This window comes from Amycolatopsis sp. NPDC052450 (assembly GCF_044547565.1).
Lineage (GTDB): Bacteria > Actinomycetota > Actinomycetes > Mycobacteriales > Pseudonocardiaceae > Amycolatopsis.
Window position 1 is genome coordinate 36,222 of sequence record NZ_JBIUAQ010000028.1, and the last position, 22,556, is coordinate 58,777.

At 69.9% G+C, this 22,556-nt stretch carries 21 protein-coding genes; 9 read left to right on the forward strand and 12 right to left on the reverse strand.

Features of this window, described 5'->3' with window-relative positions; genetic code table 11:
- Positions 1-3: 3 nt before the first annotated feature.
- The 8 genes from ACIHAO_RS33250 to ssd form a co-directional block, all read right to left on the reverse strand.
- Positions 4-630 (reverse strand): bifunctional DNA primase/polymerase, encoded by a 627-nt coding sequence (locus ACIHAO_RS33250; RefSeq protein WP_125791166.1) that lies wholly within the window; start codon positions 628-630, stop codon positions 4-6.
- Positions 631-1,050: 420 nt separating this feature from the next.
- Positions 1,051-1,407: an Rv3654c family TadE-like protein gene (locus ACIHAO_RS33255; RefSeq protein ID WP_396564602.1), complete on the reverse strand. Its 357-nt coding sequence runs from the start codon at positions 1,405-1,407 to the stop codon at positions 1,051-1,053.
- Positions 1,404-1,742 carry a TadE family type IV pilus minor pilin gene (locus ACIHAO_RS33260; RefSeq protein ID WP_396564604.1) on the reverse strand — a complete coding sequence of 113 codons (339 nt, stop codon included), beginning with the start codon at positions 1,740-1,742 and terminating at the stop codon, positions 1,404-1,406. The genes ACIHAO_RS33255 and ACIHAO_RS33260 overlap by 4 nt, the downstream gene beginning before the upstream one ends.
- Entirely contained in the window at positions 1,742-1,915 is a 174-nt protein-coding gene (locus tag ACIHAO_RS33265) for a DUF4244 domain-containing protein (protein WP_396564606.1), read from the reverse strand. The genes ACIHAO_RS33260 and ACIHAO_RS33265 overlap by 1 nt, the downstream gene beginning before the upstream one ends.
- A 195-nt stretch (positions 1,916-2,110) precedes the next feature.
- Positions 2,111-2,719, reverse strand: a complete 609-nt coding sequence (locus tag ACIHAO_RS33270; RefSeq protein ID WP_396564608.1) for a type II secretion system F family protein — start codon at positions 2,717-2,719, stop codon at positions 2,111-2,113.
- Positions 2,683-3,423, reverse strand: coding sequence for a type II secretion system F family protein (locus tag ACIHAO_RS33275; RefSeq protein ID WP_396564610.1), 741 nt, complete (start codon positions 3,421-3,423; stop codon positions 2,683-2,685). Before ACIHAO_RS33275 ends, ACIHAO_RS33270 begins: the two co-directional genes overlap by 37 nt.
- Positions 3,420-4,562, reverse strand: coding sequence for a TadA family conjugal transfer-associated ATPase (locus ACIHAO_RS33280; protein WP_396564612.1), 1,143 nt, complete (start codon positions 4,560-4,562; stop codon positions 3,420-3,422). The genes ACIHAO_RS33275 and ACIHAO_RS33280 overlap by 4 nt, the downstream gene beginning before the upstream one ends.
- Entirely contained in the window at positions 4,559-5,632 is a 1,074-nt protein-coding gene (gene ssd / locus ACIHAO_RS33285) for a septum site-determining protein Ssd (RefSeq protein ID WP_396564614.1), read from the reverse strand. The genes ACIHAO_RS33280 and ssd overlap by 4 nt, the downstream gene beginning before the upstream one ends.
- A gap of 582 nt (positions 5,633-6,214) precedes the next feature.
- Between ssd and ACIHAO_RS33290 the strand changes: the two genes are divergently transcribed.
- The 6 genes from ACIHAO_RS33290 (at position 6,215) to ACIHAO_RS33315 (ending at position 14,814) form a co-directional block, all read left to right on the forward strand.
- Positions 6,215-7,012: an HAD family phosphatase gene (locus ACIHAO_RS33290; protein WP_125791158.1), complete on the forward strand. Its 798-nt coding sequence runs from the start codon at positions 6,215-6,217 to the stop codon at positions 7,010-7,012.
- A gap of 575 nt (positions 7,013-7,587) precedes the next feature.
- Positions 7,588-9,432, forward strand: coding sequence for a glycoside hydrolase family 3 protein (locus tag ACIHAO_RS33295; RefSeq protein WP_396564617.1), 1,845 nt, complete (start codon positions 7,588-7,590; stop codon positions 9,430-9,432).
- Positions 9,429-10,697: an exo-beta-N-acetylmuramidase NamZ domain-containing protein gene (locus ACIHAO_RS33300; RefSeq protein WP_396564619.1), complete on the forward strand. Its 1,269-nt coding sequence runs from the start codon at positions 9,429-9,431 to the stop codon at positions 10,695-10,697. Before ACIHAO_RS33295 ends, ACIHAO_RS33300 begins: the two co-directional genes overlap by 4 nt.
- 185 nt (positions 10,698-10,882) lie before the next feature.
- Positions 10,883-12,658: a serine hydrolase gene (locus tag ACIHAO_RS33305; protein ID WP_396564621.1), complete on the forward strand. Its 1,776-nt coding sequence runs from the start codon at positions 10,883-10,885 to the stop codon at positions 12,656-12,658.
- Positions 12,659-12,868: 210 nt separating this feature from the next.
- Complete coding sequence (locus ACIHAO_RS33310) at positions 12,869-13,867, forward strand: MurR/RpiR family transcriptional regulator (RefSeq protein ID WP_370307155.1); 999 nt, start codon at positions 12,869-12,871, stop codon at positions 13,865-13,867.
- 17 nt (positions 13,868-13,884) lie between these two features.
- Positions 13,885-14,814: an N-acetylmuramic acid 6-phosphate etherase gene (locus tag ACIHAO_RS33315; RefSeq protein WP_125791154.1), complete on the forward strand. Its 930-nt coding sequence runs from the start codon at positions 13,885-13,887 to the stop codon at positions 14,812-14,814.
- Between the two features lie 266 nt (positions 14,815-15,080).
- Here ACIHAO_RS33315 and ACIHAO_RS33320 read toward each other — a convergent pair whose 3' ends face one another.
- Positions 15,081-16,250 carry an MFS transporter gene (locus tag ACIHAO_RS33320; protein WP_396564624.1) on the reverse strand — a complete coding sequence of 390 codons (1,170 nt, stop codon included), beginning with the start codon at positions 16,248-16,250 and terminating at the stop codon, positions 15,081-15,083.
- Positions 16,251-16,301: 51 nt separating this feature from the next.
- Here ACIHAO_RS33320 and ACIHAO_RS33325 point away from each other — a divergent pair, with 51 nt between their 5' ends.
- Positions 16,302-16,607: an ArsR/SmtB family transcription factor gene (locus ACIHAO_RS33325; RefSeq protein ID WP_396564626.1), complete on the forward strand. Its 306-nt coding sequence runs from the start codon at positions 16,302-16,304 to the stop codon at positions 16,605-16,607.
- Here the strand turns inward: ACIHAO_RS33325 and ACIHAO_RS33330 are convergent.
- On the reverse strand, positions 16,584-17,438 hold the full coding sequence (locus ACIHAO_RS33330; protein WP_396564628.1) for an alpha/beta hydrolase family esterase: 855 nt from the start codon (positions 17,436-17,438) through the stop codon (positions 16,584-16,586). The two genes, ACIHAO_RS33325 and ACIHAO_RS33330, sit on opposite strands and share 24 nt — an antisense overlap.
- 119 nt (positions 17,439-17,557) lie before the next feature.
- Between ACIHAO_RS33330 and ACIHAO_RS33335 the strand changes: the two genes are divergently transcribed.
- Both ACIHAO_RS33335 and ACIHAO_RS33340 read left to right on the forward strand, forming a co-directional pair.
- On the forward strand, positions 17,558-18,829 hold the full coding sequence (locus tag ACIHAO_RS33335; RefSeq protein WP_396564630.1) for a tannase/feruloyl esterase family alpha/beta hydrolase: 1,272 nt from the start codon (positions 17,558-17,560) through the stop codon (positions 18,827-18,829).
- Positions 18,830-18,833: 4 nt separating this feature from the next.
- On the forward strand, positions 18,834-19,418 hold the full coding sequence (locus tag ACIHAO_RS33340; RefSeq protein WP_396564632.1) for a nitroreductase family protein: 585 nt from the start codon (positions 18,834-18,836) through the stop codon (positions 19,416-19,418).
- Here ACIHAO_RS33340 and ACIHAO_RS33345 read toward each other — a convergent pair.
- Together ACIHAO_RS33345 and ACIHAO_RS33350 are read right to left on the reverse strand one after the other, a co-directional pair.
- Positions 19,396-21,231: a helix-turn-helix domain-containing protein gene (locus ACIHAO_RS33345; RefSeq protein ID WP_396564634.1), complete on the reverse strand. Its 1,836-nt coding sequence runs from the start codon at positions 21,229-21,231 to the stop codon at positions 19,396-19,398. The genes ACIHAO_RS33340 and ACIHAO_RS33345 overlap by 23 nt on opposite strands.
- Positions 21,228-22,544 carry an MFS transporter gene (locus ACIHAO_RS33350; RefSeq protein WP_396564636.1) on the reverse strand — a complete coding sequence of 439 codons (1,317 nt, stop codon included), beginning with the start codon at positions 22,542-22,544 and terminating at the stop codon, positions 21,228-21,230. The genes ACIHAO_RS33345 and ACIHAO_RS33350 overlap by 4 nt, the downstream gene beginning before the upstream one ends.
- Between the last annotated feature and the right edge of the window lie 12 nt (positions 22,545-22,556).

Genomic DNA, 22,556 nt, shown 5'->3' on the forward strand with positions numbered 1-22,556 from the left:
TGATCAGGCGGCGGTGCTCAGGGTCGCCACGGGGGTGGCGGCCTTGTCACCGGCCAGCGCACGGACGAGCACGTCGTGCACTTCGGTGGCCTCGGGCAGCTGCCAGCCCCAGACCTCGGGCTTGACCCGCCAGTGCACGACACCGTGCTGGAACGGCGACGGGGGCAGCGGGATGTAGTCGTTCGCGCCGTGCCACTGGATCGAAGCCTCGTCGGCCAGTTCCCGGGGGATGCTCGTGGCGACGGTGGTGAGGAACAGCCAGCGGCCGTTCGGCATCGCGACGATCGGCGCCGGGTGACCGGTGGCGCGCAGCAGGCGGGCCGCGGCCTTGCCGAGCTCGTCGTCGACCTCGATGGCGTCCAGCACGGTGCCGGTGGCCACGAGCAGGCTGTGCGTTTCGTCGCCGAACCAGGTGGCGACCTCGTGCGGGTGGGTCTCGGTCAGTTCACGCCAGTTGTCCTGGGCCGGGACGGGACGCCGCCAGGTAAGGTCGTCACCTTCGGCGGTGAGCGCCGCGGGCTCGGCACCCGGGAGCACCGGCCAGCCACGCCAGGCGAGACCGATCGCCTCCGCCCGCATTTCGATGCGGAAGGCGCCCCGCCAGCTGTCCGGCCAATTCGCGTCCAACATTACTGTCCCTGCCTCAGGTCAACTCTGTCCTGGTGTCTGTCTCTGTCGCACCGGCCTCGGCGAACTTTTCGAAGTGGCGCACATCTCAATAAACGGCAAGTTGCACATCGGGAGAAGACCTCACGCGACAACCGGCGGTTACGCAGCGATGAACGCGCGGTAGTGCGACCGGACGGACCGAACGCCGGACGTCCGGTCAACCGTCGTCTCCGACCGGGCAGGGGCCGTTCGTCGCAGCCGACCTGGGCTTCCGGCCCTCGCGACGGCGCTGACGGTGAGCGGCGGACGACCGTTCGGCGGAGCGCTGATCATGGTTTCGACCGCTCGCCGTGCGTCAACGACCGCTGCCCGCGCCGAGCGGTTACTCGCGCGTACTACCGGCCGGTCACCGCCCGGCGACCGTTCATCGTGCGACGCCCGTCACGGTGGCCGGTCGACCGGACCCGCCCTGGCGCGTGCCTCGGCCCGTCCGATGGCCGCCAGGTGTCCCGACGGCTCCGACCGCACCTCGACCAGGGCGTCGCCGCGTTCCCACCGGCAGCTCAGGAGCGTGACCGACATCCGGACGGTGACCTGCCGTGCCCGTTCGCAGGCCATGCCGGGACCGTCCGTCGCGTGCGAGGCCGCCGCGAGCGCCGCCAGATCGGCGGCGGCCTCGGCGCGATGCCGGGTCGTGACGGCGGCGCCGAGCCAGAAGACGAACGCCGCCGCGCCGATCAGGAGGGTGACAATCGAGGCGGCCCACGCGGTCGCGACGCCGCGATCGTCCGCGGTCACGGCCCGCTCCCCGGTTCGGCGATGGCGAAGGCACGGGAGTTCAGCCGGATTCCCGGCAGGAGTCCGGCCACCGGTTCGGCCTCGACACCGGCGGAGATCGTGTCGCCTTCGCGGACGACGTCCAGCCGCGCGCCAGGCGGCGCGATCTCCCGCACCGCCTGTTCGGCGCGGGCGGGCTGGCCGCGGGCAAGGAGCCGGGCCGCCTCGCGAGCCGCGTCGGTGCAGCGGAGCTGGTCGGCGGCGACCCCGATCCCGGCGAACAGCAGCGTCGAGACGAAGGTCAGCGCGCCGATACCGAGCGCGGCCTCCACCGTGACGGATCCGCGATCGGACATCAGAACTTCACCGACAAGGCCCGCTCGATGAGCCCGGTGAGCCCGGAGACGACGGCCTCGCTGCTGACGACCAGGTAGAGGACGGTGGCCAGCGCGGCGGCGGCCAAGGTGGCGATGGCGTATTCGATCGTCACCATGCCGTCGTCGTCGTGGAAGGTGGGGAGCTTGGACATGGGGAATCGCCTTTCGGTTCTTTGTGCCGGTGAACCCGCGACCGCGATCGACGTCGGCAGGACGCTGCCTGGTCTTCCGACGTCACGTTGATCGACAGGGCGTCCTGCCACCGCGATAGCGGGGCCTTCGGCCGGGGCGGGTTCACGGCTTTGGTCGCTTGTTCGTGCTTCCTCTTCAGCTCCGCCGTCCGGCTCTTAGAGGACGCCGCCGAGACGACCGGCGAGGCCGAGCACGACGGGCAGGACACCGAGGCAAAGGAACGCGGGGAGGAAGCAGAGGCCGATCGGGGCCGCGAGCAGCACTCCGGCCCGTTCGGCGCGTTCCTCGGCTTCGGAGGAGAGCGACTCGCGCAGTCTTCGCGCGAGGTCCTTCGCGTGGGTCGCGAGCGCGGTGCCCGCTCTCGCCGTGCGGACGGCGGCGACGGACAGTTCGGTCAGGCCGGGCCGCTCGCGGATCGGTGCCCAGGCTTCCGCCGGTCCGACACCCACGGCGAGGTGCGCCGCCACCGAACGCAACGCCGCCGCGGTCTTCGGTGACGCGGCCGGCACGACGGCCTCGAGCGCGACGGGCACCGGCAGCCCACCCGCCAGGCAGGCGGCCAGCAAGTCGAGTGTGGCGGCGGACCAGAGGAGTTCGGAGACGCCTTTGTCCCGGGACGACCGTTCCCGGAGCCAGGAGAGGATCCGCCCTGGCCGCGCGACGGTCCGGGCAGCGACGTGCGGCCAGGAGAAGACGGCACCGCCCAGCAGGATCAACACCGCGCCGGTCAGCACGGCGCCACCCGCCCGGTGAGTGCCCGGCACCAGGCCGTGCCCGCCCAGATCAGCCCGCTGCCGACGACGAGCAGGAACTGACCGGCACCCGTCCCGGTGAGGACGCCGATCGGGCTCGCCCCCATCGCCTCGCCGAGCGGCAGGCACACCAGCGGGAGGACGGCGAGTACGGCGGCGCTCGTCCGCGGACCGGCCATCTTGGCTTTGAGACGGCGCCGGAAGCCGATCTCCGCCTCGGCGTCCCGTCGCGCGGCGTCGAGCACGTCGGCCATCGGAAGCCCGAACCGGTTCGCGAGCGTCCAGGCGTTCACCAGCGCCGGAGGCGCGTCCGGATCGGCGGTCCCGCCACCGAGCCGGGCGGCCGCGCTGAGTCCGCGCAGCCGTTCGGACGCCGCGGGCACCGCTTCCGCGGTTGCTTCGACCGCCGCCACCGGATGGGCGCCCGCCCGGAGTTCCCCGATCATCGTCCGCAGGACGGAGGCGGTGAGTTCGGCTTCGGCCAGCGCCGCCTTCGCCCTTGCCCGCCATCGGTGCTCCTGGCGGACGGTCAAGGTCACCACGAGCGTCGCCACCGCCCAGCCGATCCCGAGGACCGGCAGGACGAGCAACGCGGGCAGCGGCCACCAGCCCGCGCGGACGGCTCGGGGCGGCCGCCAGGCGAACGGCGTGCCCGCCACAGGTCTCGGCCAGCAGGCCAGTCCCGCGCCGCAGGAGAGGAGGAACCAGGGGTTCACGCCGCCATCTCCTCGAACGGGGTCTCGTCGCCGATCCAGTTGCCCTTGCTCCAGATCGGGACGACCTTGGCCTCGCCTCGGAACGACCGGAGGACGCCGACCTCGTCCAGCCGCCGGATCCCGCCCGGCAGGCGGCGCATGTGCAGCACCACCCGCACCGCGGCCGCCAGCTGGCTGTGCAGGGCGTCCCGTTTGAGCCCGCCGAGCGAGGCCAGCGCCTCCATCCGGGCCGGGACCTCCATCGGTGAATTGGCGTGCAAGGTGCAGCCCCCGCCCTCGTGCCCGGTGTTCATCGCGTTGAGCAGCGCGCAGACCTCCGCGCCGCGCACCTCGCCGACGACCAGGCGGTCCGGGCGCATGCGCAACGCCTGCCGCACCAGTTCGCCGAGGCCGACCTCTCCCGCGCCCTCGACGTTGGCAGGGCGGGCGATCAGGCTGACGAACTGCGGATGATCCGGTTGCAGTTCGCCGGCGTCCTCGACGCAGACGATGCGTTCGCCCGGCGGCACCGCGCCGAGCAGTGCGGAGAGCAAAGTCGTCTTGCCGGCCCCTGTCCCGCCGGACACCAGGAACGCGAGCCGTCGCTGGATGACCGAATCGAGCAGCTCCGCGCCGCTGGTGCCGAACACCCCGCGCAACCGGAGTTCCGCGAGATCATGACTGGCGGGCCGGAGAATGCGGAGCGAAAGGGAGGTCCCGGCGGGCGCGATCGGCGGGAGGACCGCGTGCATCCTGATCCGGCGTCGCGGTCCCGCTCCCGGCAGCCAGCAGTCGGCGAACGGTTGCGCGTCGTCCAGCCGCCGTCCACCGGCGAGCGCGAGCCGCTGAGCCAGCCTGCGGACCGCTTCCTCGTCGGTGAAGCGAACTTCCGTCTCTTTGGGACCTTCACCGTTGTCGGCCCAGACCTCGTCGGGGGCGGTGACGAGAATGTCGGTGACGCCGGGCTTTTCGAGAAGCGGCGCGAGCGGGCCGACGCCGACGAACTCGTCACGCGCCAACCGGACCGCGCCGAGAACGGCGTCCTGACCGAGCGCCCCGCCTGCTTCGGCGCGGACCGCCCGCGCGACGCTCACCGGATCCGCCGGAACGGCCGATCCGGCCAGCCGCCGCCGGACCCGCTCGACCAGATCGTCGGTCATCGCGAGGCACCGGCCAGGTTTCCGCGTGCGGCCGCGAGCACTTCGGTGGCGGCCGTCGCCAAGTGGCCGCGCGGCTTCAGCAGGAACTCGCCTCGATCGAGGGCCGCCGAAAGGGACCGCTCGCGGCCCATCGACGTGATGAGCGGGACGCCGACGGCGTCGGCGATCTCTTGCGGGATCAACCCGGCGGGCGACGGACCCCGGACCGCGACACCGATCCGTGTCGCGTGGGGTTCGAGCCTGGCGATGACCTGTTTCGCCGCCGCGCAGGCACGGAGTTCCGCGGGGACGACGACCACGACCAGATCGGCCAGCCCGATCACGGCGGACGTTTCGGTGCCGAAATACCTCGGCAGATCGCAGACGACCGTCCGCCCCGCCCGCCGCCCGGCGCACAACACGCCCTCGATCGCGTCCGGCCCGGGGCCGCGCCCTTCCCTGCCGTAGGACACAAAGGACAGTGAGCCGGTCGCGTATTTCTTTCGCGGCAGGGCTTCGCTCAACGCGGTCATCGACACCCTGCCGCCGAGGTCGAGCTCCGGCCAGCGCGGCCCGCGATCGCGTTCGGCGGCGAGGAGGACGTCGACCCCGCCGCCGAGCGGGTCGCAGTCGACGAGCAGGCCGCCGCTCCCGGACTTCTCCGCCCGGTACGCGACGGCGGCCGCCAGTACGGAAGCACCGGCTCCGCCCCGCCCGCCGATGATCCCGATGACGACGCCGTCGTCCCGCGCGGGCCCGTCGACGATGTCGGCGAACTCGCCGATGAGGTCGCTTTCCTCGTCCGGCAGCGAAAGGACCTTCTCCGAACCGGTGTTGAAGGCACGCTCCCACGTCACCGGGGTCGGCGCGCCCTTGCAGACGAGCAGGACCTTGTTCCGTCGCAGCAGGCGATTCGGGGTGCTCGCGGCCTCCTCGTCGAGCACCACGAGCGGCGCGCGGGCCCATCTCCCGCGTGCGGCGTCCAGATCCGGTGCTCGTTCGACCTCGCAGCCCGCGGCCGCCGCCACGCGCAGGATCTCGTCGAGCAGGATGTCGTCTCCGGCGACGACGAGTGGATGTTCTTCGGTCATGGCTCCCCCAGTGATCGGTCGGACTCGGGTTGTGACTCCACGGTCGCGCCGCTTCCGGCCGCGCACAACGCCGTTCCGTCCCGCCTGTGGACAACCGGGGTGTTGTGGACAACTCCGCCACGAGAGATCGGTTTCCCGGCGGTTTTGTCGGTCCCTTCCGGCACACTTCCCGGCTTTCCGCGCGTCCTGTACCTCAACGAAACCGCATGCGGAAACCGTTGAGAGAAAGGAAAGTTAACGCACTCCGGCCGATTCAGCCTTGTCCCGAAGGGATTTCCATGGCCGACAAGGTCTGAACCATTGGCAGGCTGGGAAAGTTGAGGGCGGCCCTCGCCAGGGGGGAGGGACGAGGGCCGCCTGGGGTTCAGCCCCGGGGGGTCGGACTGAACCAAGGCCCGGTGCTACACCGGACAATCTCACTGTAACTCCGATACCGGCCCGTTGCGGGCGACGCCGGTACCCACAATTCGATAACGGCACGACGCGCCGGATCCGGTGCGCGGTCGTGGATTTTCCACCGCGATATCCCGGCCGTGGTCGACCAACGGGCGGGCCGGTGTCCGGCTCTCCTATCCTTGGCGGGTGGACCGACCCAGCACGACGCCCAGCACGGTCGCGGCGTTCTTCGATCTCGACAAGACGATCATCGCCTCCTCGAGCGCTTTGGCCTTCAGCAAGCCTCTTCTGCGTGAAGGCCTGATCAACCGCCGAGCCGCGCTTCGCAGCGCGTACGCCCAGCTCGTCTTCTCCCTCGCGGGCGCGGACGCGGCGAAGACCGAGCGGATGCGGGCCGAGGTTTCCGCGCTGTGCGCCGGATGGGACGTCGCCCAGGTGTCCGCGATCGTCCGCGAGACGCTGCACGACGTCGTCGACCCGCTCGTCTACGCGGAAGCCGCGGAACTGATCTCCTCGCATCGCGCGGACGGGCACGACGTCGTCGTGTTGTCGGCGACCGGCGAGGAAGTCGTCGCCCCGGTCGCCGAAATGCTCGGCGCGACGCGCAGCGTGGCCACGCGGATGCAGATCGTGGACGGTCGCTACTCGGGCGAAGTCGATTTCTACTGTTACGGCGAGAACAAGGCCGTCGCCGCGAAGCAACTCGCGACGACGTACGGCTACGACCTCACCCAGTGCCACGCGTACACCGACTCGAGCACCGACATCCCGCTACTCGAAGTCGTCGGACGGCCGCACGCGGTCAACCCCGACCGCGTCCTGCGCAAGCACGCGACGGAGCAGGGCTGGGAGATCCTCGCCTTCGAGCACCCGATGTCGCTGCGGACCCGGATCCCGGCGCGATCGGCGGGGCTGGTGGCGCTCGGCGCCTTCGCCGCGGGGGCCACCTGGTACGGCTACAACCGGCGCAAACGCACCCGCTGAGCGCACACTCACACGGCGGTACCGAACCGGTTTTCGCAGCCAGGGCCGCGAATTGTCCGTCGCGGAGGGTGCCCGTGTCACTAGATCGAGCCTCTGTACCGGTGCACCCGTCTGCGCACTTGAAGTGACCCCGCTCACGGCGTAGAAAGTAGGTGCGGACGTTCGGTCGGCCAGGGAACAGGTAGAAGAGAAGCCTGTTCCACCCCGGCGAATCTCCGTGTGCGGACACCGGGTACCCACGCGCAGCGCGCCGCGGGAGGCTCGTCGTCTAGGGACTGCGTACCGGGACGCCGGACGCCGAGTCCATGAAGGTACGACCAGAGTTGCACGCTTGGTCGCCCGAGTTGCCCGCACTGACTGGCGGCGCCCGCCGGCTTCGGCCGACGGGCGCCGCCAGTGTTTCACCCCTGTTTTCAAGCGTGACAGGCCCGTTCGCGTCCCTTTGTGTATGAACGGACCTGTCGCGGGGGTGGCCGATGGACAAGCAAAGTGCTCGTGGGTAGCTTCCGGATATCAGTGCTTCCAGGTGGACTTCTTTCCACCTGAGAGTCAGGCACGAATCTGGGAGGCTTGAGGTGACGACCCGAATCGCGCACGCCCGTCATCGGAGGATCCATGCGCTCGCCGTGCCCCTCGCGGGCCTGCTCACCCTCGCCGTCACGGCCGTTCCGGCGACCGCGCAACCGGTGACGGCGGACGTGGAGGCGCAGCGGACGCTGCGCGGACTGACCCTGGAGCAGAAGGTCGGGCAGCTGTTCGTCACCTGGGTGAACGGGAAGTCCGCCGACGAGGTCAACGCCAAGAACAAGGCCGACTTCGGCGTGGACACCCCCGCACAGGTGGTCGAGAAGTACCACCTGGGCGGCGTCATCTACTTCAACAACGACAGCCGCGACAACTTCGACGATCCGGTGCAGGTCGCGAAGCTGTCGAACGGGCTCCAGCGGGCCGCCCTCCGCAGCGGCGCCCACATCCCGCTGCAGATCGCGACCGACCAGGAAGGCGGCACGGTCACCCGGATGGGTGCCCCCGCCACCGAACTGCCGAACGCGATGGCGATCTCGGCCGGCCGTGACACCAAGGCCGCGCAGGAGGCCGCCCGCATCCTCGGGCACGAACTGCGCGCCGTCGGCATCAACCAGGACTTCGCCCCCGACGCCGACGTGAACTCGAACCCGGCGAACCCGGTGATCGGTGTCCGTTCCTTCTCCGGCCGCCCGGATCTGGCGAGCGAGTTCGTCGCGGCCCAGGTCAAGGGCTTCCAGAACTCTGTCGACGCGCCCTCGGCGGGAAAGAGCACCTCGAGCTGGGGACGGCGCTCCGAGACGGTGTCCGCCGCCGCGAAGCACTTCCCCGGTCACGGCGACGCCGCCACCGACAGTCACCACGAGCTGCCCAGGATCGACCGGAGCGAGGCCAGCTGGCGCGAGACCGACGTGCCGCCGTTCAAGGCCGCGATCAAGGCGGGCATCGACTCGATCATGAGCGCGCACATCCAGTTCCCGAGCCTCGACCCGTCGGGTGAGCCCGCGACACTGTCGAAGCCGATCCTCACCGGCAAGCTGCGCGAGGAGCTCGGTTACCGCGGTGTCGTCGTCACCGACTCGCTCTCGATGGACGCCGTGCGCGAGATGCACAGCGACGCGGAGATCCCGGTGCTGGCGCTGAAGGCGGGCATCGACCAGCTGCTCATGCCGGTGAACCTCGAACTCGCGATCAACTCGGTGCTCGACGCCGTCCGCAAGGGTGAACTGACCGAGCGGCGCATCGACGAGAGCGTCCTCCGGGTGCTCAAGCTCAAGCTGAACCGGGGCATCCTGACCTCGCCGTTCGTCGACCCGGCCAAGGTGATGTCGAAGGTCGGCACCCCGGCCAACCTCGCGACCGCGCAGGGCATCGCCGACCGGTCGGTCACCGCGATCCGCAACGACGGCGGCGTCCTGCCGCTCAAGCAGCAGCCCGCGAAGACGCTCGTGACCGGCTGGGGCGTGAGCACGACGACGTCGCTGGCCGCGAAGCTCACCGCGCACGGCACGCAGGCGACGGCGTTGCAGACCGGCCAGACACCGACCGACGCGCAGATCGCGCAGGCCGTCGCGGCGGCGAAGAACGTCGACCTCGTCGTCGTGCTGACCAACAACGTCGGCACGTATCCGTTGCAGGGCAAGCTGTTGCAGGCGCTGGCCGACACCGGGAAACCCGTCGTCGCGGTCGCCGCCCAGATCCCCTACGACGCCGGCTACGAGAACCCGATCAAGACGTGGCTCGCCACGTACGGCTACATCTCGCCTTCGCTCGAAGCGCTGGCGAAGGTGATCCTCGGGAAGGTGAAGCCGCAGGGCAAGCTGCCGGTGGACGTCCCCGCGGGCAAGGACGTCGGCACGGTGAAGTACCCCTTCGGCCATGGGCTGACCTGGTGAACCTCAACCGCCGCCACTTCCTCGCCACCGGTGCGCTCGCGGTCCCCGCGCTGACGGCCGGCTCCTCGGTCGCGCGGGCGCAGCCGGAAAGCGAGAGCAAAGGTCTCCCGCTCACCCGCACCGGAGCGGACGTGCTCGCCGCCAAGGGCTGGGCACCGCTGTCCGGCCGGAAGCTCGGAGTGCTGTCGAATCCGACGGGGGTCCTGGCGAGCGGCGACCACATCGTCGACTCGATGGTCGCCGCCGGCGTCCGGCCGCTCGCCGCGTTCGGGCCGGAGCACGGTTTTCGCGGCAGCGCTCAAGCGGGCGGTTCCGAAGGCGACTACACCGATCCGCGCACCGGCGTGCCGGTGTACGACGCGTACGGCGCCGACGCGGCGAAGCTCGCCGGGATGTTCACGAAGGCGGGTGTGGACACCGTCGTCTTCGACATCGCCGATGTCGGCGCGCGGTTCTACACCTACATCTGGTCCCTGTACACGGCGATGGTCGCGGCGGCGAAGGCCGGCGCGGCGGTCGTGGTGCTGGACCGGCCGAATCCGCTGGGTGGCAGGGCCGCCGGGCCGATGCTGAACCCGGCGTTCGCCTCGGGTGTCGGGCGGAAGCCGATCGTGCAGCAGCACGGCATGACCGTCGGCGAACTCGCGCGGTTCTTCGCGGCCGAGTTCCTGCCTGCCGAGGGTGTCACGCCGGGCAAGCTCGAGATCGTCGAAGTGCGCGACTGGCGGCGTGATCAGCTCTTCGACCGCACCGGGCTGACCTGGGTCCCGCCGAGCCCGAACATGCCGACGCCGGACACCGCGCTCGTCTATCCCGGCACCGGGATGTTCGAGGGCACCGTGTTCTCCGAAGGCCGCGGCACCACCAGGCCGTTCGAGATCATCGGCGCGCCCGGCCTCGACTGGCGCTGGCGCGAGAAGCTCGGCGAACTGCGGCTTCCCGGCGTGAAGTTCCGTGAGGCGTACTTCGTGCCGACGTTCGGCAAGTTCGTCAACGAGCCTTGCGGCGGCGTGCAGGTGACCGTCACGGACCCGCGCGCTTTCGACGCCATCCGCACCGCGGTCACCATGTTCGTCACCGCGAAACAGGTGCACCCGGACAAGTTCAAGTGGCGGCCCGACAACTTCCTCGACAAGCTCTCGGGTTCCGACAGGCTGCGCACGATGATCGACAAGGGCGCCGGGCCGGACGAGATCGTCGGGTCCTGGCAGGCCGAACTGGCCGAGTTCGACCGGAAACGCCGTCGCCATCTCATCTATCGCTGAAGGGACGGCGGAGCTGAAGATGCATCCGAAAAGTGACCGCACGTGTGAACCCGCCCCGGCCGAAGGCCCCGCTATCGCGGTGCCACGGCGCCGTGTCCGCCACCTTGACCGGAAAGACCAGGTCCGCGCCGTGGCGACGTCGATCGCGGTCGCGGGTTCCCCGACCAGCGCTGAGGGGAACGACCTTGCGTGTTAGGAAGATCCTGATCGCGGCTGTTTCCGTCCTGGTCGCGGCGACCACGCTGTCGACGGCGGGAGCACAGGCGATTCCGGGTAACGGAGAACAGGCGGACCGCGCGGCGGGCCGGTTCGACAAGCCGCGTGAGGGCTTCGCGCCCGCGTCCACCGTCCTGCGCGACGGCGCGCCCTCCGAGGTCGGCCTCGATCCGGCGCCGATCAAGGCGGCCGAGCAGTTCATCGAGAGCTGGACGAAGCCGGACGCCACCGGGCATCCCCACTTCTCCGGGGCGGTCGGGCTGCTCGCGCACGACGGCGTGGTCGTCGAGCGCCAGGCTGTGGGCGGCGCTGTCCGCTACGCCGACGCGAAGGGCACTGAGCTGCCACCGGAGCAGCAGGTGCCGATGCGCGCGGACACCATCTTCGACATGGCCTCGATCTCGAAGCTGTTCACCTCCATCGCGGTGATGCAGCTGGCCGAGACGGGCAAGCTGGACATCTCGGCGCCGGTGGTGCGGTACCTGCCGGAGTTCGGGGTGAACGGCAAAGAGGCCGTCACCGTCCAGCAGCTGCTCACGCACGTCTCGGGCTTCGCCGCGACACCGCTCCCGTCGCTGTGGGAGGGCTACCCGGACATCCCGTCGCGCCGGAAGGCCGTCCTCGACAGCCCGCTGAAGAACGCGCCCGGCAGTACGTACCTGTACTCCGACATCAACCTGCTGACGCTCGGCTTCCTGGTCGAAAAGCTGGCCGGGGCACCGCTGGACAAGGTGGTCCAGGACCGCATCGCCGGCCCGCTGGGCCTGGCCGACACCGGATACAACCCGCCGGTGTCGAAACTCGCCAGGGTCGCGGCGACCGAGTACGCCGCGAAGCCGCCTCGGGGGCTCGTACGCGGCGAAGTCCACGACGAGAACGCCTGGTCGCTGGGCGGCGTCGCCGGACACGCGGGCATCTTCTCCACCGCGCCGGACATGGCCGTGCTGGCACAGACGATCCTCAACGGCGGCGCGTACCGCGGTCAGCGGATCCTGCGTCCGGAGACCGTCCAGTCGATGCTGACGAACTACAACCACAAGTTCCCCGACAACTCCCACGGGCTCGGTTTCGAACTCGACCAGCCCTGGTACATGGGCGCGCTGTCGGCACCCTCGACGGCGGGCCACACCGGGTTCACCGGGACCTCGCTGGTGATCGACCCGCTGTCGAGGTCGTTCGCGATCCTGCTCACCAACCGCGTGCACCCGACGCGGAGCTGGGGCTCGATCAACCTCGCCAGGGAGACGTGGGCGAGTTCGCTCGCGAAGGCGATGGCCGTCCGCCCGGCGCACGGCCGCGAGGCGTGGTTCAGCGGCGCCGGAGACGTCTCCACAGCGACGCTCACAAGTCCGCCGCTACAGACGCGTGGCGGGCCGCTGAAGGTCTCCTTCGCCACCTTCGTGGACACCGAAGGCCCCTCGGACTCGCTCTTCTTGGAAGTGAGTACCGACGGGGGAGCCACTTGGAAAACGATTACTCTGCGTGCAACCGGACCAGGCGCTCCCGCCGGGGACCGACCCGGTCTCGGCGGGCACGGCCATCGGGCTTGGTGGCGGGTCGCCGCCGAGGTGTCGCAAAGCTCACAAATCGCCCTCCGCTGGCGTTACACGACCGATGCCCGTTACACCGGACGGGGAATTTCTTTGGACGGTGTGAAAGTCACTGAACGCGGCCGCACACTGCTGGACAGTGAGCATAATCCGCCTACTTTCGTCGCTACCGGCTGGAAATTGAGCCCTAGGTAACCAGCCGGTTCCGATGCGCTGACCTGACTGCCCCGTTGACCGGGACACAGCCGCTTGCGTCGCGACACTAAGTTGCCAAGTCGTTAGCTCGACCTCGTTAACGGCCTCGACCTGGTTAGCGACTTTCTGGTCAACGATTAATCGCAAATCGAATCCGCAGACACGGATAGGTTGCGATCTTCCCGAAGGGTGTGGGTAGCCTTGTCGCAGATGCCAACGGTTAGTAACTTTCCCACGGTGGGCGATACCGATTCCGTAATCGCGGCCGCACCGTCCGAGGCCGTGCCGGCGCAGCCGACACGGGACGCTGACGCGAGCCCGCTTGTCCGGATTCGCTCCCTCCTGCCCGGGCTCGCCCGGGCTGAACAGCGTGTCGCGAAGGTCGTCCTCGAGGACCCCGCGACGGTCGCACGACGCAGCATCACCGAGGTCGCGCTCGCGGCCAACACGAGCGAAACCACCGTCACGCGGTTCTGCAAGGCCGTCGGTGTCGGCGGATATCCGCAGCTCAGGATCGCCTTGGCGGCCGATACCGCCCGCACGGAGGCCCGGTCGAGCCGGAACCTCGGCGGCGAGATCGGCCCGGAGGACGACCTGGCCGCGGTGATCGGCAAGGTGAGCTTCGCGGACGCCCGTGCCGTGGAGGAGACCGCCGACCAGCTCGACGTCCCGTCGCTACAGCGGGTGATCGACGTTTTGGCGGGCGCCGGCCGGGTCGACGTCTACGGCGTGGGCGCGAGCGCGTTCGTGGCCGCGGACCTGCAGCAGAAGCTGCACCGCATCGGTCGGGTCAGCTTCGCCTGGTCGGACACGCACATCATGCTCACCTCGGCCGCCGTGCTGAGCCCGGGAGACGTCGCGATCGGCATCTCCCACACGGGCGCGACCACGGACACCGTCGAGGCGCTGCGGGTGGCCCGCGAGCACGGCGCGATCACCGTCGCCGTGACGAACTTCCCGCGTTCGCCGATCACCGAGGTCTCCGACCACGTACTGACCACGGCCGCGCGGGAGACGACGTTCCGCTCGGGTGCGACCGCCAGTCGCATCGCGCAGCTGACCGTCATCGACTGCCTGTTCATCGGTGTCGCGCAGCGGCACATGGACGCGTCGGTCAACGCGCTCGACGCGACCAGGGACGCGGTTGGCTCGCACCGTCTGGGCGTCCGGCCCGACGGCAGGCGGCGGCCGCGGGAAACCGGCAAATGAGCGAAAAAGTGAGGCGCATGATGACCGTCCCACGCCAGGTGGTGCACGTCGATTCGCCAACCGAACAGCGCAATCCACGAACGACCGACATCGACCTGATGTCGACCATGGGGATCCTCGGCGCGATCAACGCCGAGGATCGCCGGGTCCCCGAAGCCGTCGCCGCGGTGCTGCCGCAGGTGGCACGGGCGGTCGACTTCGCCGTGGAAGCGCTGCGGTCGGGAAACCGCGTGCACTACTTCGGGGCCGGCACCTCCGGCAGGCTGGCGACGTTGGACGCGGCGGAGCTCGTGCCGACGTTCAACGTGCCCTCCGATTGGTTCATCGCGCATCACGCGGGCGGCGCACGCGCGCTGCGCCAAGCCGTCGAAGACGCCGAGGACAACGCGAAGGCCGGAGCCGCCGAGGTGACCGAGTCGGTCGCCCCCGGCGACTTCGTGCTCGGGCTGACGGCTTCCGGCCGGACTCCCTACGTCCTCGGCGCGCTGGCCGCGGCCAGCCGTCGCGGCGCCCGGACCGCTTTGGTCTCGGGCAATCCCGCCGCGGTGACGCCGCCGGGGGTCGATGTCCTCATCGCGGTGGACACCGGCCCCGAGGCGATCGCCGGATCGACGCGGATGAAGGCGGGCACGGCGCAGAAGATCATCCTCACGGCGTTCTCCACCGCGACGATGATCAAGCTCGGCCGCACCTACTCGAACCTGATGGTCAGCATGCGGGCGACCAACGCGAAGCTGCGCGGACGGACCATCCGGATCCTGCGCGAGGCCACCGGGATGAGCATGGCGGACTGCTCCGACGCGCTCACCGAGGCCGACGGCGACCTCAAGGTCGCGCTGGTCCATCTGCTGTCCGGCGAGGACGTCGCGAACGCGGCGAAGGCGCTGGCGGCCAACGATGGCCACGTACGCAAGGCTCTCGACTCCCTGCGGGTGCGCGCGAGCTGAACCACCGGCGGACAGACCCGTTCATCCCGACGCTTCGCGCTCACGCGACGCGAACGGGTGTCCGTCGCCGGGATGACGCTGCTCGGCGTCATCGGCTGGGGGTCCTGACGCTTTTCGTGGCGCCGCGCCAGTACGGGCTCGGCGCCGCAGGCGTGTCCGGGATGCCTTCGCGCTCGTGTGACCCCGGTGCCCCCAATGTGGCATTGGGGACGCTGAGTGCCCCCAATGCCTCATTGGGGGCACCGCACCACGGGAAAAGCTTTCGGTCAGGCGGGCTGGGCCACCGGCCTCCGCGAAGGGACCGAAAGCGCGAAGGCGAGCAGAGCGACGAAGGCGGCAACGGGGCCGACCCACCAGACGCCCGCCGACGACAGGACGACGCCACCCAGCGCGGCGCCGAGGGCGCCTCCGCCGTAGATCGCGGAACCGTTGAGCCCCATGGCGACCGTCGGGGCGTCGGGCGCCAGCGAGAACAGCCGGTGCTGCTGCGGCACCATGAGCATCCCGCCGAACACCCCCGAAGCCAGCGCGAAGACCAGGGCGCCGGGCAGGCTCAGCACGGCGACGTCCAGCAGCGCCAGCGTCGCGACCGTGCCGACGAGCGAGATCGAGCGGACGCGCGCGGAGCCGAGTGAGTCGGTCGCCCGGCCCGCGAAGGCGTTGCCCGCGATCTGCCCGATCCCGAAACCGACGAGCAGCCACGAGATCATCGCGCCCGCGGCCACGGGCGCCACCAACACCGGCAGGTACACGAAGGCCGCGAAGCCGGCAGCGGTGCCCAGAACGCTTACGCCGAGCACGCGCGCGATCGGCGGCCGCGCGACGACGGCGAGCCTGGCGCGCAGGGTCACCGTCGGCATCCGGACGCCGGGCAGCAGCGGCACGAGCAGCGTCACCACCACCGCCACCGCGCCGATCCCCCACATGACCGCGCGCCAGCCGAACCAGTTCCCGGCGAGCACCCCGATCGGCACGCCGAGCACCATCGAGACGCTCATCCCGGCGGAGACGGTGGCCAGCGCGCGGCCGCGGCGTTCGTCCGAGGCCAGTGCCCCGGCGAGGACGTAGGCGTTGGATTGGAACGCGGCGGCGCCGAGGGCGGCCAGCACGCGTGCGACGGCGACCACGGCGAAGGACTCGCCGAGCGCCTGACCGGCCATGCCGATCGTGAACAGCACCATCCCCGCGCCGAGCACCCACCGCCGATCGAGCTTGCCGGTGAACGCCGCGATGAGCGGCGAGGAAACCGCGTAGGTCACCGCGAAGACCGTGGTCAGCTGGCCCGCGACGGCTTCGGAAACGCGCAGGTCGGCGGCAATGGTGGGCAGCAGCCCGTTCAGGACGAACCCGTCGGTGCCGACGGTGAACGTCCCGACGGCGAGTACCAGCAGAGCCCCCAGAGCGAGCCGATCATTAGATGATCGTCGAATCGTCATGAGAGGTATAGTGGCCGGACTATTCGATAGCTGTCAAACAGTTGGAGCGAAGTGAGCACCACGCTGCCCCAGCCGGCGACCGACGAGATCGAGATCGTGCCGGTCCTCCAGGCGCTCGCGGATCCTGTACGCCTGGAGCTGATCCGCGCCCTGCGAAGCAACCCTTCTCCGCGAAGCTGCGCCGTCACCGAGTACGACGTCGAGATCAGCGCGCCGACGCTTTCCCATCACTGGAAGGTGTTGCGCGAGGCCGGCCTCACAACGACGTTCGTCGAGGGCCGGACCCGCTGGGTCGAGTTACGGACCGAGGACGTCCACGCGCGGTTCCCCGGGCTACTGGACGCTGTCCTCGCCTAGCCGCCACTTCGCCGCGAACTCGGCCGCGGCGCACACGCCGACGTCGAGCAGATACGGCCCGGCCTGACCGCAACCGGATCCCGGCGCGATCGGCTGACCGTGCCCCATCCCGGTGACGGCGTGCGTGTCGACGGCGGCGCCGAGGTCGGTCCACTGCTCGGCGAGCTCGCGCATGTTCATCGGGGCGACCGTGTAGTCCGCGGTCCCGTGCCAGACACTGACCGGCGACCGCGGCCCCGCGCCCGCGGCCCGCACCTTGTCGCCCCACTGCCGCGGGGTCAGATCCTTGCCGGGGTTCATGCAGGAGTACGCGTCGATCATCGAAGTCGCGCAGCCGTAAGGCAGTCCCGCCACGACACCGCCGCCAGCGAACAGTTCCGGATACGCCGCGAGCAGCACCGAGGTCATCGCGCCACCCGCCGACAGACCGGTCACGTACGTCCGGCTTCCGGCCGCGTAGCGCGTCATCTGCGCGATCGATTCGGCCTCCCCGGACCCGCGCTTGCTGTCGCCCGCTTGGAACCAGTTGAAGCACTTGCTGAAGTTGTTCGCCGAAACCTGTTGTGGCAGAACGAGTTTGAAGCGCAGCTTGTCTGCGAGCCCGATCCAGCCGGAGCCGCGCGCGTAGCCGGCCGCGTCCTGGGTGCAGCCGTGCAGCACTACCACCGCCGGACGTCCGGACGGCAGCCCGTCGGGAACGTATTCGAACATCCGCAACGCACCGGGATTGCTCCCGAACCCGGTGACCGGGCGGATCGTCGCCGCCTGTGCCGGAGCCGAAAAGAGAAGGGTCAATGCCGAAACCACCGCGCCGATGAGGAGTTTTCGCATCACCCGAGGCTAAAACCGCGGCCCGCCGGTTTTCCACGTGGCAGACCACCACAGCCGCGGCCTGTTTTGTGTGGTCGCGCCCGGTACCGGCGTCCGAAAACCGCGCTTATCGTCGGCCGATGCGGCTCATTCTGGTCCTCGCGATGATGCTGGCCCTGGCCACCCCCGCCCAGGCGGCAAGCGGTTGCGGGAACGTGCGCGTTCCCGGGGCCGCGATGCAACAACTGTCCTGTTTGGACGATCTGACGACCACCGGCACGCTGGCCACCGGGCATACGGTCCAGGCCGACTGGGCCGGGCTGACCTCGGCCGGTTTCCCCGTGTCCAACGGGGTTCCCGGCGTCCAGATCGACGGCTACTTCCCGGACACCTCGACGGCGAACACCACGCACGGCTGGAACCACGACGCGCAATTCGTGCTACGGCTGCCCGATCGCTGGAACGGCGGCCTCGTCGTCTCGGGGTCACCCGGCGTGCGGCGGCAGTACGCGAACGATCGCGCGATCGGCGACCAGGTCCTCGCCGCCGGCTACGCGTTCGCCGCCACCGACAAGGGCAACACCGGCGCTGATTTCCACACCGGCGGACGACGGCCGGGCGACGCGCTCGCTGAGTGGAATTCGCGCGTCACCCAGCTGACCATCGCCGCGAAGGCCGCCGTGGCACATCGCTATGGACGCCTGCCGAGCCGCACGCTCGCGGCCGGGATGTCGAACGGCGGCTACCTCGTCCGCTGGCAACTCGAGAACCGGCCGTGGCTCTACGACGGCGGCATCGATTGGGAGGGCACGCTTTGGCACGAAGACGGCCCGAACCTGTTCACCTTCCTGCCCCCTGCGATCAAGGCCTATCCCGCGTACGTCGCCGGCTCCGCGCGAGCCCACCAGCAGATCCTCGACGCCGGTTTCGCGCCGGGCTCGGAATTCCTCTGGCAGTACCACAACGACGTCTACTGGGGCCTGACGCAACGCATCTACCAGGCCGAGTTCGACCCGGCGTTCGCCGGAACCGGCTACGACTACGCCACTCGGCCGCGGTCGGTGCACCGCGCGGTCGAACGGATCTCGCTGACCGGCCGGATCGGCAAACCGCTGATCACCCTGCACGGCACCCTCGACACCCTCCTGCCGATCACCCGCGATTCCGACGTCTACCAGCGCATGATCGCCGAACAGGGCCGCGCCGGGCTACAGCGCTACTACCGGATCGTCGACGGCAACCACGTCGACGGGCTTTACGACGCTTACCCGGACAAGCTGCGGCCCATCGGCCCGTGTTTCCGCACGGCGTTCACCGCGCTCGAAGGCTGGCTCTACGGTGTCCGCCCGCCCGCTTCGGCGACGATCCCGCGCGCGAGCGGTGACCTCGCGGCCAGTTGCGCACTAAGCTGATCGGATGGAATTCCAGGACGTCGTACGACGCCGTCGCATGGTCCGGAAGTTCACCGATAAACCCGTCGCGGAAGAGAGTCTGCGACGCATCCTGCGCAACGCGCTGAAGGGTCCCTCTGCCGGTTTCTCACAGGGACAAGGATTTCTCGTCCTCACCGGCGAGGAACTGGCGAAGTTCTGGGAGTTCGGGGCGAGCTGGGCGCCGGAAACCGTGACCACGGCACCGGTCGCGATCGTCCCGCTCTCGGTCAAGAACGCCTATCTGGACAGATACGCGAAGCCGGACAAGGGTTTCGCCGAGGGCGACGACTCGTGGTGGCGCGTGCCGTACTGGGATGTCGACACCGGGATGGCGACGATGCTGATCCTTCAGACGGCCGTCGACGAGGGCCTCGGCGCGGTGTTCTTCGGGCTCGCGCCGGAAAGCGTGGAGCGGCTTCACAGCGAGTTCGGGGTGCCCGCGGATCACGACCCGATCGGCGTCGTGGCGCTCGGACACGGTGACGAACCCGGACCTTCGCCCGGCTCTTCGGCGACCAAAGTCGCTCGCCGCGGCTTCGACGAGGTCATCCGCTTCGGTCACTGGTGAGGCGGTGCAGCCTGAGCGCGAGCTGGAGTTCCAGCGCGCGCTCGGGCGCCTGCCAGTGCTCGCCCAGCAGTGACGCGATGCGATCCAGCCGCTGCACGACGGTGTTGACGTGCACGTGGAGAAGTTCCTTCGCCCGCGTCAAGTTGCCGCCGCAGGCGAAATACGCGCGAAGGGTGCCGATCAGATCCGTGCCGCGGCGTTCGTCGTAGTCGAGCACCGGGCCGATCGTGGCGGTCACGTACGCGCCGAGGTCGGCGTGCTCGCCGAGGAGCAGCCCGACGAACCCGAGATCGGCCATGCTCGCGCCTTCCCCCGCCCGCCCGAGCGCCAGCAACGACGCGACGCACCTCGCGGCTTCGGCGTGCGCCACGGCCAGCTCCCGCGGCGACGCCGCCGGGCCCGCCGCACCCACCGTCACCGGACAGTCCATTGTGGACGTCAGTTCCGCGGCGACGGATCCGGCCAGCGCCCCGGGATCAGCGCCGCGGACCAGCAGGACGACCTCGTCGGCGTGGACACCGACCAGATCCGCGTGCCGCGCGGCCGCCGCGGCCAGCCGCCGCCTGGAGACGCCGTCGGAATGCGCGATCAGCACCCCGTGTGGTGTCGACAAATCGACTCCCAAGCGGCGACCGCGAGCCAGTAGCGCGGAGGGGTTACGGCCCGGCGCGGTGAGCAGGTCCGACAGCAGCTCCCCGCGCACCTCGTCCTCGGCGCGCGCGACGGAACGCCGTTGCATCAGCAGCACCGCGGTGACCACGCCCGCCCGTTCGAACAGCCGCCGATCGGCCTCGCCGAGCGACGGACCGCCGCCGAGCACCAGGCTGCCGAGGAATTCCTGCCCCGCCTGGACGGCGCACAGCCAACCGTCCTCAGTGGACACCGCCCGGCCGCTCGCCCGGGACGCCGACACCGCCGCACGCGAGAGACTCAGCTCCGCACCGGTGCGGGCCAGGACAACGCCTTCCGCGTCGTAGACGGCGATGGCGCCGCCGAGCACGTCCGCGACCGCGGCGGCGACCTCGGCCAGATCGCCGCCGCGCAGCACGAGATCCATCAGCCGGTCGTGCGCGTCTTCGGCGCGGCGCATCGCGTCGTTGTGCGCGCTGATCGTCGCGTTGGCGGCGTTCAGCTCGGCGACCGCGCGGCGCGTCTCGTCGAGCAGATGCGCGTTGTCCAGCGCGATCGCCGCGTGGTCGGCCAGCGACGACAGCAGCGCGACCTCGTCGGGCGAGAACTCGCGCGTGGTGCGGTCGGAGGCGAACAGCACCCCGATGACCTTGCTGCCGATCGCCAGCGGCACCCCGAGGATCGCGGTCAGTCCCTCGTCGAGCACCCCGGTGTCGATCGACGACGTATGGCGGAACCGCTTGTCGTTGAAGTAGTCCGCCGTCGCGTACGGCCGCGCGGTCTGCGCGACCAGCCCGCCGAGCCCCTCGCCCATACCCAGCACGATGTCCTGGAACAGCGCGGAAACCGAGCCGTCGGTCACGCGGACGTAGGTCTTGCCTTCGGTTTCGTCGTTGAGGCTGAGATACGAGACGTCCACGCCGAGCAACGCCCGCGCCCGCCGCACGATCGACCGGAGGACGGCGTCCGGATCGTCCAGCCGGGCGAGGTCGCTGGCCGTGTCGAACAGCGCGGCCAGCTCCGCCTCGCGCCGCCGGTGCTCGGCGACGGTGTCCCGGATCCGCAGCGCCAGCTCGGTGGCCTTCGGATCGACGGGGACGTGCGCCAGCTGCTCGCTGCCCGCCCCGGAGGCGAGCAGTTCGAGCAGCCGGCGCAACTGTGCGGAACTGTCCACAGCGGTCATGCTGGCACGTGACCGCGCTCCGGGAGAACTTCGGAGTGCAGGGACTCGCCCTTGGTCTCGCGGGCAGCGAGCAGCGCGATCACGGTCAGCACGCACATCGCGACCACGTAGAGCGACACCGGGATCGTGCTGCCGAACTCCTTGAACAGCGCGACCGCGATGAGCGGCGCCACCGCCCCCGCCGCGATCGACGACAGCTGCCCGCCGACCGAAAGGCCGGTGTAGCGGACCCGCGTCGGGAACTGTTCGGAGAAGAACGCGGCCTGCGGTCCGTACATCGCGCCGTGCAGCACCAGCCCGACGGTCGCCGCGAGAATGATGACACCGGAATTCTTCGTGTCGAGCATCGCGAAGAACGCGAAACTCCACGCCGCCATGCCGATCGCGCCGAACAGATAGACCGGCCGGCGGCCGATCCGGTCGGAAAGAATGCCCCACAGGGGAATCGTCACGAAATGCACGGCGGAACCGATGAGTACCGCGTTCAATCCGGCCGATTTCGGCAAACCCAGCCCGGTGGTGACATAGACGAGAATGAACGCCGTGATCACGTAGTACGAAACGTTCTCCGCCATCCGCGAACCGATCGTGATCAGCACCGCGCGCCAGCTCTTGCGGAACACCTCGACGACCGGGGCCTGCGTGGTCGCGTTGTTCTTCTGAGCGGCGAGGAACACCGGGGATTCGCTGACCGCGAGCCGGATCCACAGCCCGATCACCACGAGGACACCGGAAAGCAGGAACGGGATCCGCCAGCCCCAGCTGAGGAACGCCTCATCGGACTGCGTCCCGGCGAGGATCGCCAAGACCGCCGTCGCGAGCAGGTTCCCGCCGGGCGCACCGCACTGCGGCCAAGACGCCCAGAACCCGCGTCGTTTGTCGTCGCCGTGTTCGGAGACGATCAGCACGGCGCCGCCCCATTCGCCGCCGAGCGCGAAACCCTGCACCAGCCGCAGCAGTGTCAGCAGGATCGGCGCCAGGACACCGACGGAGGCGTACGTCGGGAGGATGCCCATCGCGCAGGTCGAGCCGCCCATCAGCAGCAGGCTCAGCACCAGCAGCTTCTTGCGGCCGACCCGGTCGCCGAAGTGCCCGAACACCAGCCCGCCGACCGGCCGTGCGAGGAAACCGACGGCGTAGGTGAGGAAGGCGAGCAGTGTGCCGGTGAGCGGATCGTTGGTGGGAAAGAACAATTTGCCGAACACCAGCGCCGCGGCGGAGGTGTAGAGGAAGAAGTCGTACCACTCGATCGTCGTGCCGATCAGGCTGGCGCTGACGACCTTCGCGATCGAGCCGCGGTTCTGGGTGGTCACCGAGGGCTTCCT

Excerpts from the sequence above, each read along its gene's own strand:
- ACIHAO_RS33320 (WP_396564624.1), bottom strand. The coding sequence starts at position 16,250 with ATGACGATTCGACGATCATCTAATGATCGGCTCGCTCTGGGGGCTCTG.
- ACIHAO_RS33315 (WP_125791154.1), top strand. The coding sequence starts at position 13,885 with ATGATGACCGTCCCACGCCAGGTGGTGCACGTCGATTCGCCAACCGAA.
- ACIHAO_RS33330 (WP_396564628.1), bottom strand. The coding sequence starts at position 17,438 with ATGCGAAAACTCCTCATCGGCGCGGTGGTTTCGGCATTGACCCTTCTC.
- ACIHAO_RS33340 (WP_396564632.1), top strand. The coding sequence starts at position 18,834 with ATGGAATTCCAGGACGTCGTACGACGCCGTCGCATGGTCCGGAAGTTC.
- ACIHAO_RS33345 (WP_396564634.1), bottom strand. The coding sequence starts at position 21,231 with ATGACCGCTGTGGACAGTTCCGCACAGTTGCGCCGGCTGCTCGAACTG.
- ACIHAO_RS33280 (WP_396564612.1), bottom strand. The coding sequence starts at position 4,562 with ATGACCGACGATCTGGTCGAGCGGGTCCGGCGGCGGCTGGCCGGATCG.
- ACIHAO_RS33310 (WP_370307155.1), top strand. The coding sequence starts at position 12,869 with ATGCCAACGGTTAGTAACTTTCCCACGGTGGGCGATACCGATTCCGTA.
- ACIHAO_RS33335 (WP_396564630.1), top strand. The coding sequence starts at position 17,558 with ATGCGGCTCATTCTGGTCCTCGCGATGATGCTGGCCCTGGCCACCCCC.
- ACIHAO_RS33260 (WP_396564604.1), bottom strand. The coding sequence starts at position 1,742 with ATGTCCGATCGCGGATCCGTCACGGTGGAGGCCGCGCTCGGTATCGGC.
- ACIHAO_RS33265 (WP_396564606.1), bottom strand. The coding sequence starts at position 1,915 with ATGTCCAAGCTCCCCACCTTCCACGACGACGACGGCATGGTGACGATC.
- ssd (WP_396564614.1), bottom strand. The coding sequence starts at position 5,632 with ATGACCGAAGAACATCCACTCGTCGTCGCCGGAGACGACATCCTGCTC.
- ACIHAO_RS33250 (WP_125791166.1), bottom strand. The coding sequence starts at position 630 with ATGTTGGACGCGAATTGGCCGGACAGCTGGCGGGGCGCCTTCCGCATC.